The following is a 13,790-nucleotide window of genomic DNA, read 5'->3' on the forward strand; positions in this document are numbered from 1 at the left end:
TAATTGTATTGTACAATGTGACAGAAGGTAGATATTAGAAGTTAGAAGTTAGAGCATTCACTAGTCACTTATTGAGCATTCAATGATTTAATAAAAGTTTTTTGTACGATGTATCATGTAAAAAGTACAATGTAGCCAGAAGTTAGAGCATTCACTATTCACGTATTGACGATTCAATGATTTAATAAAAGTTTTTTTGTACGATGTATCATGTAAAAAGTACAATGTAAACAGAAGTTAGAAGTAGAGCATTCACTATTCACTTATTGACGATTCAATGATTTAATAAAAGTTTTTTTTGTACAATGTATCACGTAAAAAGTACAATGTAGACAATAGTTAGAAGTAGAGCATTCACTCTTCACCTATTGACCATTCACTTATTAATGATTCAACGCTTTCATAATGTCGGCATTGATTTGTTTCATTCTGTTGGATGCATAAGAAGAGTCATAAGGCTGCATTGCATCGAATAAATACTCGTAGAAAGGTGTAATTTCCTGTACCTGATCTACCTTTTTCTGCTTATTCTCAGCCTTTGTATTCTGAAGCTGTACCAAATAAGATCTAAATTCCGAATCAACAGGTTTTAATGCATTCAGGAGATATTTTAAACCTTTTTCTTTTTCTCCGTTTCTAACATACGCATCAGCAATGCTCTTGGCAATCATCGAGTAATAGTAAGGTTGTGATGCTATATCTCTCTTCAATGTATTCTGGTGCTTTTTATCCAGGCTTCTATAGTATTTATAGTCCTGTAATGTATTGCTTTGTACTTTGGCTGCCAGTTCCAATGCTTTTTTCTCATTACCTGCCAATAAGTAAGAATAAACCATATCATCTACGGAGCGGGGATCATTATACTTCTCAAAAGGGATTTCTGTGGAAGCTAAATCTAATATTTCCAGAGCTCTTTTACGATCTCCTTTATCTACCAACGCTTGTGCTGCTCGGGAAGCTGTTAAGCGATAGCTCATAATATTGCTTATTGCAATGTCGTCATAATGATTATAAAGATTCTTGAAATTTCCCCATTTAAAATTCTTGACTGTTTTATAGAGTTCTTCGGCATCTACACGTCCGATATCACCACGTGTGGTATTTTCCTGTGTTGTTTTTATAGGAACTAAACGGTAAGAGAATCCGTCAAACTGCAGATAATCTTTTAAAAAGAACATATCCGCCGGATCTGCCATTCCGGTTGCAGAGAAGTTTATAGGTCTTTTCCAGTCGAAATTAGCCAGCAAATCCATCAGGAAAACATTGTATTTGTACATGGTATTGTCCGTGTAATCTACCACCAGATTTTTCTCAGTATGTGCTGCACTTTCAGGTTTTATGATTCCTGCTTCTACTGCATTTTTAGTATTTACAGGAAGGGTAAAAGTATGAACAGGTAGGAAGTTTAATTTTGCATATTTATCGCCTGCGAAGATCATTTGTAAGATCTGGTCTTTGTCTTCAGATTTCATTTTCAGGAAAGCAATGGCTTCTTTAAATGTCATGGAATCCTGTGTTATATATTTTCTGAACGAAGCTAGTGCTTTTGAATTTTCTCCCTGAGCATCCAGATTGTCAAATATATTTTTCCATTCTTCTTTACTCATCAGGTATACCTGCTCATTGGTTCCCTCCTGATATTCTTCCTGTGTCAAATGTAGAGGAAGCTTCTCGGAATTATTTACTTTTCTCATGGTCTGATTAATAAACCAGGATTTTGATACTAATGCCTGATGTACAATTCTTACATCGTCACGGAAGTTCTCGGTTTGTTGTAACCCAAAAGTAGGATAGGTATCATTATCCGCATAGGTAATCATTACACTGTCTTTTGGTAAGGACTTCAGTATAGAATAAGCACTGTCATACGCTGCAGTTTTCTGACTTCTGTCGTGAGGGCGGTAATTCTGAAAACCCATCATAAGGGGTATTCCTAATAGAAGAGCTCCGACAGCCCAACTGAGATTTGTTTTTCTGAGTTTTTGCTGTACAAGATAAAAAAGGGCTGTAGCTCCCAATCCTATCCATATTGCAAAGGCATAAAAAGAACCAACCACGGCATAATCTCGTTCACGAGGCTCAAAAGGTTTTACTCCGGTATAATAGATGATCCCGACACTTGTTAGTATAAATAAAGATAATATGGCATAAAACCTTCCAAAATCTTTATTTAACTGAAAGAAGAAACCAATTAAACCTAAAATTAAAGGAATAAAAAAGAATTTAACAGTAGATTCATTTCTGAATTGAGATGAAAGCTGCTCCTGATCACCATACAGAATGTTATCCAGAGCAGAGATTCCGCTAATCCAGTTTCCGCGGTTATCCTGTAATTCTCCCTGAATGTCGTTTTGTTTACCTACAAAGTTCCATAACAGGTATCTAACAAAATAATAACCATTCTGAAAGGAAGCAAAATAGTTGAGGTTCTGTCCAAAGCTGGTTTTTTTAACATGGATGAGGTTATACTTTTTGGCATTTACATAATCCTGATAAGTAATACTTCCTTCATCATATTTTTTCTTTAAGGCTTCAAATGCTGCATAGGCATCTTTGTCATTGGCAATATTTTCATTATCATAATTGAAGCTAAACTCCGGCGCACCATACAAAGAAATGTAATTAGGAATAACAGTTTTATCATTGCTGAACATTCTCGGTAGAAAGCTCATCTGATTTTTATTATAGACCAGATTGTCACGGATATCTATTAAATCGTATCTGCCTGTTTGCTCATTCTTTACATAAACATTACCTGTTTTTACTGTTTTATAACTTCCGTCATCATTTTTCTCAATACCGTCCGGATCTAAATATGCTGTATAATTCTCCCCATAAGTGGTGGGCCAATCTCCATATTGAACACGGTTATAGTAATCCAAAAGACCAATAGCACTATCAGGATTATTAAGATTGATTGCCGGATTGGCATTGGCACGAACTGGTAAAACCATCCAGCAGAAAAAGCCTATGATAAGAAATACGGAACTTAGAGTGATAGTCTGCAGTATATTGCTCGCCCTTTTGCGTGCGAATTTTAATATATAGTAAGATGCAGCAATTAATGCTAAAAAAGAAAAAATGGTTCCTGAATTAAAAGGTAATCCAAATCCATTGACAAAAGTAATTTCACTTTTGGAGAATATCGTCATTAATGTTGGAAAAACAACTTTGAATACCATTACAAGAATGACTAAAGTAATAAGGTTAGCCAACAGAAAACCTTTCCACGTAAATTTATATTTTTTGGTATAATAGATCAGACAGACAGCAGGAACAGCAAGCATACACATCATGTGAACACCTAATGAAAGTCCTGTGATAAAGAAAATCAGGATAATCCAGCGTTGATTATCTTTCTGGTTAAAGTCTTCTTCCCATTTGCAGATAAGCCATAGAATAAGTGCAATAAACATACTTGCCATAGCATATACTTCTCCTTCTACAGCAGAAAACCAAAAAGTATCGCTAAATGTAAATGCTAATGCCCCGATAATCCCGGAAAACAGGATGCTGAATTTTTGGTTAGCATTAAGTTCTTTATTAGGATTTTGGAAAAAGCTTTTGGCAAAATGAGTAATTGTCCAGAATAGAAATAGAATAGTAAATGCACTGCATACTGCTGACATTCCATTAATAATTAAGGCATAATTTTGCCCGTTACCGAATGCAAAAGCAGAAAGAGTTGCTCCTATAAGCTGGAATAAAGCGGCACCAGGAGCATGTGTTACCTGTAACTTTATGGCGGAAGCAATATATTCGCCACAGTCCCAGAAGCTAAGTTTGCGCTCCATTGTAGAGAAATATGTAATCAGCGCAATCCCGAATATAAGCCAGCCTAAGGAATTATTCCATTTTCTGAATGTCCAATTTTTCATGAAAAAGTGAATTAATAGTTTTGGTGCTAAAATAACTCAATATTTCGAATGAAAAATCAAAAATTCAATAATTATTTTTAGGAAATTCTATCTGTTGTAGTAGTTGTAATAAAAACCTCACAGATTTAATATCTGTGAGGCCTCATATTTATTTAATCACAATTTCCGTTAATATCGCATGAAGCACCTTGCTCCGAAACGTTAATAAACGATGTTGTTTTTTGTTTCGCTTTCCAGTCGTCATAGGAAGCTTTCAGTGTATTAAGAAATGCATCTGAAGGTTGTGCTCCCGATACTGCATATTTGCGGTCGAAAACAAAGAATGGTACTCCTGTTACGCCTAGCTCATATGCTTCCTGAATATCCTGTTTTACTTTATAAGCATACTCATCATTACTGATGGCATCATTGAAGTCGTCCTCAGTAAGCCCTATTCTTAGTGCTTCAGCTTTCAATACATCTGTATTACCAAGGTCTTGTCCTTTTTCGAAGTAGTCTGAAAAGAATGCTTCTTTTGCTTTATCACCCAATCCTTTTTCTTTAGCTTTATGAAGTACTCGGTGGGCCTGAAATGTATTAAAGGTAACCGCTTTTTCAAAATCAAAATCCAATCCGGATTCTTTAGCTGTATTGACAATCTGTTGTTGCATTGCATGTATTGCTTCTACAGGTCTGTTGTATTTTTTAGCAAGACCTTGTTCAAGATTGTATCTTTCTTCAGGTTGTACAAATTCAGGATCCAATTGGTAACTTTTCCATTCCAATACAACATCATCTGCATGCTCGAATTGTGCTAAAGCCTGTTCGTAATGTTTTTTTCCGATAAAGCAGAAAGGGCATACCACATCACTCCAAACTTCAATATGTAATTTATTATCTGTGCTCATATTTATTTTTATACAAAGATACTATCGAAAGAGGGGCAATGTCAACTATAATATTAATCTATGAAATCAATAATTAGAAGTCTTTGTTTTTACTTTAGTTTTCCTGATCCAATAAGAAATATAGAATGATCCCAGTACGGTAGGAGCAAGCCATCCAATGATATTTCCGTAATGAAGCCCTGCTACAATAAATGCTGTTACAGATGCTATAAGTGCTCCGGACATTTTCCCGATATGATGGTGAATCCATTTGTTCCGGACATTCTTCAGATTTTTATAGAATGAAATATCTCTGCTGCTCATTAGGATACCAAGACCGCCGAAGATAAGATATAGTATAGAGAACTGTTGGTTTACTGACCAGTTGATAACAGCCATAATAACCATAAGAATTCCGATAAGAAGCATTATATATGATATTGCATAGTCTTTAACGGATGCAGATTCTTTTGATCTGGATTTAAAACTTAATGCTGCATTTCCGGCAAGAATCATATAAATAGTAAATATTCCGATAAGGAATAAAAAGAGATTTTTGTGATGAGGCATTTGAGCAACAATAAGAGATAGTAAAGAGCTGACAAGCATTCCTGCGGAAAATACCTTTCCAAAGAGTTTGTGATTGGATGAACCTTTTTTTACAATAATAGTTGCAAATCCTGCTATAAGCCCAATACCTCCGAAGAATGCATGAATGTAGATAAGTGTTTTAATAAATGTTTCCATAGTTTTTATTTGATGAAGTAAAATTCAGCAAATACACTCAGCTTATCAAAAACAAATAACTGACCGGAAGATTTTGTTTACCGAAAGGGTGGAAAATTTAGTTGAATAGAATTTAGTATTCGTTTAGGTTAATGCAAAAGTGCTATATATATTGAACAATATACTGTGTATAGGGTATAGATCTTTCAACTTATGATAACTTATATTTAAAATATATTCTCTGTGACCATTGCTAAGCGTTAGCGGCTTTGCTTTCTTTAATAAAACGGATTAATTAATAAAAAGCTTTGCGTTCATTGCTTTTGAATTCTCAACGACTCAAAAAAAAGATGCAAAAGACAATGTAGCGTATTGTACTTTTAAAGGTTTATAAGAGATGCAGACTGGCAATCAGAATACGGATACCAACGAGCGCCAGAGAAATAGCCAGGGCTTTTATAATGAATTTTCCCTTTACCTTTCTGGAGAAATAAGCGCCAAGAAAAGCTCCCGGAATAACTCCTAAAATAAGAGCTGCAACCATTTTCAGGATTTTAGGATCGTTGTAACTGCCTTCAAAGTAGTGTACAATAACACTAACAGTGGACATAATCGCCAGAATGAAATGCGAAGTTGCAGTTGCAATATGTACCGGAAACTGTAACCATTCTACCATAGCCGGTACATGGATAATACCACCACCGATTCCCAGAAGAGGGGAGAAGAAACCTACAAATATGCTTAGGGCTATTCCGTATTTCATATTGTAGATATACTCATAAGTTTCACCATATTTATCGGTGATTTTTTGATGAATACGGCCAGTAACTTTCTTCTCAGGGTTATTTTTCTTTTCCTTCCCGCCTTTCAGAAAAAGGAATATGGAAAGAATGATGAGCACAAAGCCAAAAATATTATCAAACTGATGTTTCGGAATATGTTTGGTGGTCAGAACTCCTAGTATAGATCCCGGAATAGTTGCAATTGCAAAGATAATTCCGGCTTTATAATCTATTCTTTTAGTTCTCATATAGGCCATAGAGCCCACTGATGCGTTAGCAGCCACCACTGCCATTGAGATTGCCGTAATACTTTCCGGCGACAAATCAGGGTAAAAAAGAATGAGAATAGGTACAAGAATAAAACCGCCGCCGGCTCCGATTAATGTTCCTAAAGTTCCGATACCAAATCCTAATAGCATTAAAAGTACAAAGCTTTCTGTCATGTAAGTGTCTCCTGTAAGTAGTTTAGTGTAGCAGGCGCTAAAATACAGAAATTTTTGGTGTTCCAAAATATGATTGAAGTTTTTCCGATTATTAGTGCTTTAGAAGTAAAATAGTCATTGAATTGTGACATAAAAACAGATACAGAGTTTATACTAAATATTTATGCTTACCATAAAAAAATGACAGATATCTGTCATTTTTTTGCTTTATAAGACAGAGTAATTTTGCAGCACAAATTAAAACACTAACAAATATTATGATGATCTTCAGTAAAATGACAATCTCTTTCAGGTAATAATCTGCATAGTTTATTTAGGTCTATATAGTCTACCTGAATAGAAACCAATTACTCCAATGCCAACTTTCCGATTAATACAATTTAAGCATTAGTATTCTTTCTGCCTCTTTAATTATTCCCTGTAATGATTATGGAGAAAGATAAATAATGCCTTAAAGAGAGCTTGGAATACACACAAATAAAAAACACAAAAACATAAACAAAATGATTACAATGAATGAATTAAAAGTAACTCCTTTAAAAAGGGAGTATTTGCCACCTATGATTGAAGTAGAGTTTTTAGAAATAGAGCAGGGAATTGCTGCTGGTTCGGCATATACTGTTCCTCCAAATATAAATGGTCAGGTAAAAGATGAATGGGAAATAAAAGATGACGAAATACATGATGTTGAATGGTTATAGCTATAGAAACTAAAGGTAAATCTCTTTTTAACTAACTAAGTATTACAAAATGACAAAAAATATAAACACAAGAAAATATAATGTTTTATTCATAGCGTTATGTATATGGGTAACATCGTGTAGAGGTACAGATAATGCTATTACTGATGAAAATAATAATAACGGAGGTCCTTTCAACGTAATTGTGAATTTGAAAGGAGCAGAAATTGAAGAAGGTTCCATAGCCAAAACAGCTGCTATAGAAGGTTCAAAAGCAAATGTAACAGGTATCCAGCAGTTTGTGGTTCCTTTTGATGGTATATCTAATGCAACGGTAACACTAATTCCGGAGCGTCCTGTATCCAGAACGCAAGCATCGATCAACCCTGTAGCTGGTACACCTTCAATAACAGAACTAGGTAATAATATTATATATAAAGTTGCGGTATACAGAATTGATGGGAGTTTTGTGGATGAAAAGACTTTTACCTATAAAACCAACAACACAAATGACCAGCAAGGTTTTATGTTAGATGGTGGTCAAACCTACACTTTTGTAGCGTATTCTGTTAATAGTACTTCTACAGTACCTTCAGTAGCTAATACTCCCAGAACCTTGACTGCAGACAAGCTAAGCGGCGTAAGCGGGGATCTTATGTATTTTAAACAAAATATGATGGTTTCCGGTAATGGAAATAACTATATAAGTGTTGTATTAAAACATAAGTTTACTAAGATTACTACTGTTATAGATGCTACAGGGGTTGGGAATATTTCTTTAGTGGACAATGCGAGAATCAGCCCGGTAGGAACATCTGCAGATATAAAATTATCTGATGGAAGTCTTACCTACAATGCTTCCGCATCCAGTACTCCGGTTGTTAATTTTAAAACTATGGATAGCCAAAAAGTAAGCAGTGATACTAATCTTTTTATATCCAATAATGATAAAAATGTTAATCCGGCACGATTGGATATCGGGACACTAATTGTAGGCGGAACACCTCAGGATAATTTTACAGTTCCCGACGTAAATATTACTCCAGGAAATCAATATAATCTAATTGTAAAATTTGGTCCTTGCAGAAAGGAATTGTACCGGAGAGGTTTTGCAATGAACTATCCTGGGGGATCGAATCCTTCATCTCCTGTAAGTACAACTTTAACATTGCCCCCTACAGATTTAGGTTTAATATTTGATTTATATACGTTAGATGATTCATTTAACATTACAATCAATGGTACTAAAATAGCTCAGGACGAGATTTATTTCGCAGCAAGTACAGGAATTGTTTTTGCAGATGGTTCCAAATATGAAGAGGGTGGAATACCAAAAGTATGGTTTATGAATGGCGTCCGCGATAAGCCGGTAGTAAGAGTTGTTATAAACAGAGATGGAAAAGTCTCGATGTATGGTTCCAAATCCTCTCAGGGTCGTTTATTCCCACTGAAGTTAACGTCTGGAAATAGCTTTAATACTGTAACTTGGAATACTACAGGAATTAATACAATTGTATCTCAGGTAGTAGGAGTTGGAGCTACTGTTATAAAGGGTGATGCAATAGGAATACAAAGCACGCCATGTACTCCATAGTTTAATGTTACATATAAGATTCTTGTAACTGTATATTTACAGATATTAGAAAATAGGTTGGAATACTTTCCAACCTATTTTTATTTAAATAAAATGTAATTAGAGAAGAAAATTTGAATTGTTTTTGGAAATAAAATGGAAAAATGTAAAATGTCCGGATTAAAATTTTATTTTTATAAGATGTTAATATGATAAAAGTATATGCGTAAAGTTTTAGTATGGTCGCTCAAATTGGTGGGTAGCATTATTGGTATAGTCATTTTGTATTTGTTATTGGGGTATTTTATCCCTTTTATTCCGGTAAAAGCAGAGAAAACGGATGATCCCAAAATAATAGAGGCATACATTATGACCAATGGTGTTCATACAGACCTTGTTGTTCCGGTAAAAAATGAATTAATGGACTGGAGTCAGAAGATTCCTTTTTCACAGACAAAAGGAAAAAGCACAGACTTTAATTATATTGCTTTTGGGTGGGGAGATAAGGGTTTTTATCTGGATACCCCAACATGGGCAGATCTGAAATTTTCTACAGCTTTTAAAGCGGCTTTTTGGATGGGACAGTCTGCAATGCACGCTACCTATTACAAAAGCGTGAAAGAAGGGGATGATTGTAAAAAGATTATGCTTACTGTAGCACAATACAAAAGACTTGTAACGTTTGTGGACGATAAGTTTGATAAAGACCAGCAAGGGAGCTATATATTTATACCTACTAATGCAGTATATGGAAATGACGATGCTTTTTATGATGCCAGAGGGAGCTATAACTTTCTGTATACTTGCAATACATGGGCTAATAATGGATTGAAGGTTGCCGGACAAAAAGCTGCATTATGGACACCAAGTGATTTCGGAATTTTCCAACATTATAAATAATTTCTAAAACTTTGTAATCAACATGAGTTACGATATTCAGTTATTCAGAAATGAAACCAAAGAGCGGGAGCAACTGTCAAAAGATGAAAACTTTTTCGATCACGAAGAAAATCTTGAACCTTTTACAGAAGAACAGTCTGGTAAACTAAAAAAGAGACTCGTAAACTATGGATATGAATTCATTAAAGAAGGCGATTCCGGTTTGGAATATAAAAATAACGAACATGGGGTAGATGTATTGCTTACCGACAGAGGGCTATACTTTATTGCAACATGGAATCAAGACGCTATTTTTGAAGCAGGAATGACGGCTTCAGAATTTACAGATACAGAAGAGTTCGTAAAATATGATCCGCAAAATGGCGGATGGGAAGAGTTTTAGAGAAGAATAAAATATGTTTGAAATCACGATCAGAGAAGCTGAGAATAGTGAATTAAGTATTATCCAGCGAATGTGTTCGGACACGATATCTGCTGTATGTAAGAAAGATTATAATAATGACCAGATAAAAGTGTGGGTATCAGGTATAGAAAATACCGAGCGATGGAATAATAATTTATCAGATCAATATTTATTGGTTGCTGAGTTTAAAGATGAAATTATAGGATTTATATCTTTAAAAGACGGGTTTTATATAGATTTTTTATATGTCCATAAAGATTACCAAAGCAAAGGAGTTGCTAAAAAACTATATATGGAAATAGAAGAAAAAGCAATAACTGAAAAACAATTAAGCCTTATAGCTGATGTCAGTATAACAGCAAAACCTTTTTTTGAAAAAATAGGGTTCAAAATTATAAAAGAACGACATGTGATGCTTAAAGGAATTGAATTGACGAATTATAAAATGGAAAAATCAATAGTATAAAAAATAGCACGGAAAAGACCGTGCTATTTAACGAAAAGAGATCCTATTTTATATAAAATACATGTGTATTAAATGTCCCTCTTTCTTTTTTATTCGTACTTCTAACTTCGTACTTATCAATGCGATAAATATTTGATCTCTATTAGGCACCTAAAGTCGAAAATAAAAGACTATATCCACTGACAATTAACTAGGTTAAAAGTGTTAGCCCTGCTTCCGACTTCGTACTTCTAACTTCTGATTTCGTACTTATTAATGTCTTTCGCGTAATACCGCTTCGATATCTTCTAGTGAAAAACCTTTCGCTTTTAAAAGAATAAGATAGTGGTAAAGCAGATCTGCCGATTCATTTTTGAACAGCTCATCATTATTGTCTTTTGCTTCAATGACAACTTCTACAGCTTCTTCTCCAACTTTCTGAGCTACTTTGTTAATACCTCTTCTGTACAGCTGGTTGGTATATGAACTTTCGATGTTATTATCTATCCTGTCAGAAATGACCTGCTGCAATTCGTAAACGAAGCCTTTTTTAGATTGGTCACCAAAGCAAGAGGTACTACCGGTATGGCAGGTAGGACCATTGGGCTTTACTTTTATCAGTAAAGTATCCTGATCGCAATCTAATAAGATTTCTTTTACTTCCAGAAAATTACCGGAAGTTTCTCCTTTAGTCCATAATCTGTTTTTTGAACGGGAGAAAAAGGTAACTTTTCCTTCTTCTTCTGTTTTGTTATAAGCCTCGTTATTCATATAACCCAGCATAAGAACCTGCTCGGTCAGGTAGTTCTGGATAATAACCGGAACTAAACCATCTTTGTTTTTATTAAAATCTATTTCCATCTTACCGGAATGTTTTGTTGGGTTAAATATTGTTTGAGTTGTGGAATCGGAACTTCACCGAAGTGAAATATACTGGCTGCTAAAGCACCACTGGCTTTGGTTTTTTCAAAAACTTCTTTGAAGTCTTCCATTTTACCGGCTCCTCCGGATGCAATGACAGGGATATTGACCAATTGGGAAATTTGCTGTGTAATATCCAATGCAAATCCTGCTTTTGTGCCATCGGCATTCATTGAGGTTAACAGGATTTCTCCGGCGCCCAGTTCTTCTGCTTTTTTTGCCCAAGCCAGAGTTTCATATTCTGTTTCTGTCTTCCCCCCGCTTACAAATACTTTTTCTGTACCATCAATACTTTTAGTATCTATAGCAACTACTACACACTGACTGCCAAATCGAGCCGCAAGATCACTTATCAGCTGTGGATTTTTTACGGCAGAAGAATTTACAGATATTTTATCAGCACCTGCTTTTATAATAGTTGCTGCATCTTCAACTGAATTAATTCCACCACCTACAGTAAACGGAATATTAATTTCTTGCGCAATTCTTTCTACAAGATCGGATAATGTTTTGCGTTTTTCCTGTGTAGCAGAAATATCCAGAAATACCAATTCGTCTGCACCTTCTTCTACATATTTTTGAGCCAAAGCTACCGGATCGCCAGCATCGCGCAGGCCTTCGAAATTAATACCTTTTACGGTTCTTCCGTCTTTTATATCCAGGCAGGGTATGATTCTTTTTTTTAGCATGTTTTCTTTGTTATCTCTTTTTGTTATTAGTCTGTATTCTAAGCTTTTGTTATTGTTGCGACTTTATAATCAGTTATTAAGGTGCACTTTTAAGATGAAGATCCTGAATTTTGGCTCTCACTTTTTCCATAAAACCAGCTCCGGGATCATACTTTACTGTAAAGTAATTTGGATTTTTTTCTTTCCATAAAGGAGAATTCCTAAAAACACCATATTCAGAGTGGCCTATAAGATACTGTATTCCGTATTTTTTGGTAAGATAACGTATCAGTTTTGCATTGGCTTCTACCTGAGCCTCTGTTAAAGGTTGTTTGCTGCCACCAATGTTTTCAATGCCTATTGCACAGTAATTGAGCCCTATTGTATGTCTTGCAAACTGAGTAGGAGGCATAAGCTGATAGATACTACCATCATGATCGATAATGAATTGTGAAGAAACATTCAGCGCACTTTCACGGGACAGGTTCCTGCGTCCGTTCAGGTAGGTATTGTTAAAATACCGGATGTTATGCTCTAATGTTCCGACTTCTGTATAATGAAGAACAATCATAGATGGTGTAATCGTTGGTACTTTTTGTACAATACCGTAGTGAGTCCGCATATAATCGAGGCTAAGATCAATTCGTTCCTGATTAAATTCTATTGGCCTCTGAATAATGTTGATGGTTTCCGTTTGCGCTTTTGCCCCTGCAGAAAATAAAAGCAGTATAAATAACAGTTTTATATATTTCATCCGTTTACTTTAAAATTTGCAAAACTTCATTTATGAAATCAACTCACGAAGTTCTTTTAGTTTTATTCTTCCTTCATATATAGCCTTACCCAGAATAGCACCTTCACATCCTAATTCTTTAAGAAGATAGAGATCTTCAATTCCGGAAACACCCCCGGAAGCAATAAGTTTTACTTCTGTATCGGCTAATATCTCTTTATACAGCTCATTGGATGTTCCTTCCAGCATTCCGTCCTTTGCAATATCTGTACATATAACGTAAGAAATTCCTTTTTGCTTATAATCCCGGATAAAATCTATAACATCCAGTTCTGAAGATTCCAGCCAGCCATGGGTAGCAATCCTGCGGTTTTTGCAGTCCGCCCCCAGGATAATTTTTTCTGATCCGTAAATATCAATCCACTGCGTAAAAAGATCGGGTTCCTGTACCGCAATACTTCCTCCGGTAATCTGCTTAGCACCACTTTCAAAAGCAATATCTATATCTTTTTGGGATTTAATACCTCCACCGAAGTCAATCTGTAATGATGTTTTTGATGCCAGTTGTTCCAGAGTTTTATAGTTTACAATCTGTTTGGACTTAGCACCGTCCAGATCTACAAGGTGTAAATATTGGATACCGTGATCTTCAAACTCCTTCGCTACCTCCAGAGGATTTTCATTATAAATTTTCTTAGTGTCATAATCTCCCTGTGACAGGCGCACACATTTTCCTTCAATAATATCTATAGCCGGGATTATTCGCATTTTG

Annotated in this window: 13 protein-coding genes; 5 read left to right on the plus strand and 8 right to left on the minus strand. The window is 35.2% G+C overall.

Annotated elements, in window-relative coordinates; genetic code table 11:
- Window positions 1-383: 383 nt before the first annotated feature.
- The 4 genes from BAZ10_RS01185 to BAZ10_RS01200 form a co-directional block, all read right to left on the minus strand.
- Entirely contained in the window at window positions 384-3,878 is a 3,495-nt protein-coding gene (locus BAZ10_RS01185) for a glycosyltransferase family 117 protein (protein WP_078770466.1), read from the minus strand.
- 152 nt (window positions 3,879-4,030) lie between these two features.
- A complete protein-coding gene (locus BAZ10_RS01190; protein WP_078770467.1) occupies window positions 4,031-4,765 on the minus strand; it encodes a DsbA family oxidoreductase in 735 nt (244 codons plus the stop codon).
- Between the two features lie 66 nt (window positions 4,766-4,831).
- The gene (locus tag BAZ10_RS01195) at window positions 4,832-5,491 is read right to left on the minus strand and encodes a hypothetical protein (RefSeq protein WP_078770468.1); all 660 of its coding nucleotides are present in this window, start codon (window positions 5,489-5,491) and stop codon (window positions 4,832-4,834) included.
- A 367-nt stretch (window positions 5,492-5,858) separates the two neighbouring features.
- The gene (locus BAZ10_RS01200; protein ID WP_245803713.1) at window positions 5,859-6,761 is read right to left on the minus strand and encodes a sulfite exporter TauE/SafE family protein; all 903 of its coding nucleotides are present in this window, start codon (window positions 6,759-6,761) and stop codon (window positions 5,859-5,861) included.
- Window positions 6,762-7,207: 446 nt separating this feature from the next.
- Here BAZ10_RS01200 and BAZ10_RS01205 point away from each other — a divergent pair, with 446 nt between their 5' ends.
- The 5 genes from BAZ10_RS01205 to BAZ10_RS01225 all read left to right on the plus strand — a co-directional run bounded on the left by BAZ10_RS01205 (window position 7,208) and on the right by BAZ10_RS01225 (window position 10,717).
- Window positions 7,208-7,396: a hypothetical protein gene (locus BAZ10_RS01205; RefSeq protein ID WP_236709580.1), complete on the plus strand. Its 189-nt coding sequence runs from the start codon at window positions 7,208-7,210 to the stop codon at window positions 7,394-7,396.
- 49 nt (window positions 7,397-7,445) lie between these two features.
- The gene (locus BAZ10_RS01210; RefSeq protein ID WP_078770470.1) at window positions 7,446-8,969 is read left to right on the plus strand and encodes a hypothetical protein; all 1,524 of its coding nucleotides are present in this window, start codon (window positions 7,446-7,448) and stop codon (window positions 8,967-8,969) included.
- A gap of 201 nt (window positions 8,970-9,170) precedes the next feature.
- A complete protein-coding gene (locus tag BAZ10_RS01215) occupies window positions 9,171-9,848 on the plus strand; it encodes a TIGR02117 family protein (protein WP_078770471.1) in 678 nt (225 codons plus the stop codon).
- A gap of 22 nt (window positions 9,849-9,870) precedes the next feature.
- Window positions 9,871-10,230 carry a hypothetical protein gene (locus BAZ10_RS01220; RefSeq protein WP_078770472.1) on the plus strand — a complete coding sequence of 120 codons (360 nt, stop codon included), beginning with the start codon at window positions 9,871-9,873 and terminating at the stop codon, window positions 10,228-10,230.
- Window positions 10,231-10,243: 13 nt separating this feature from the next.
- Window positions 10,244-10,717 (plus strand): GNAT family N-acetyltransferase, encoded by a 474-nt coding sequence (locus BAZ10_RS01225; protein WP_078770473.1) that lies wholly within the window; start codon window positions 10,244-10,246, stop codon window positions 10,715-10,717.
- 252 nt (window positions 10,718-10,969) lie between these two features.
- Here the strand turns inward: BAZ10_RS01225 and hisIE are convergent, their stop codons facing one another.
- From hisIE to hisA, 4 genes are all read right to left on the minus strand, one after another.
- Window positions 10,970-11,557, minus strand: a complete 588-nt coding sequence (gene hisIE, locus BAZ10_RS01230) for a bifunctional phosphoribosyl-AMP cyclohydrolase/phosphoribosyl-ATP diphosphatase HisIE (protein WP_078770474.1) — start codon at window positions 11,555-11,557, stop codon at window positions 10,970-10,972.
- Complete coding sequence (gene hisF, locus BAZ10_RS01235) at window positions 11,548-12,306, minus strand: imidazole glycerol phosphate synthase subunit HisF (RefSeq protein ID WP_078770475.1); 759 nt, start codon at window positions 12,304-12,306, stop codon at window positions 11,548-11,550. Before hisF ends, hisIE begins: the two co-directional genes overlap by 10 nt.
- 76 nt (window positions 12,307-12,382) lie before the next feature.
- On the minus strand, window positions 12,383-13,039 hold the full coding sequence (locus tag BAZ10_RS01240; RefSeq protein WP_078770476.1) for an N-acetylmuramoyl-L-alanine amidase: 657 nt from the start codon (window positions 13,037-13,039) through the stop codon (window positions 12,383-12,385).
- 30 nt (window positions 13,040-13,069) lie between these two features.
- Window positions 13,070-13,786, minus strand: a complete 717-nt coding sequence (hisA, locus tag BAZ10_RS01245; protein WP_078770477.1) for a 1-(5-phosphoribosyl)-5-[(5-phosphoribosylamino)methylideneamino]imidazole-4-carboxamide isomerase — start codon at window positions 13,784-13,786, stop codon at window positions 13,070-13,072.
- Between the last annotated feature and the right edge of the window lie 4 nt (window positions 13,787-13,790).

The sequence above is a fragment of the Elizabethkingia occulta genome, assembly GCF_002023715.1.
GTDB classification, from domain to species: Bacteria; Bacteroidota; Bacteroidia; order Flavobacteriales; family Weeksellaceae; genus Elizabethkingia; species Elizabethkingia occulta.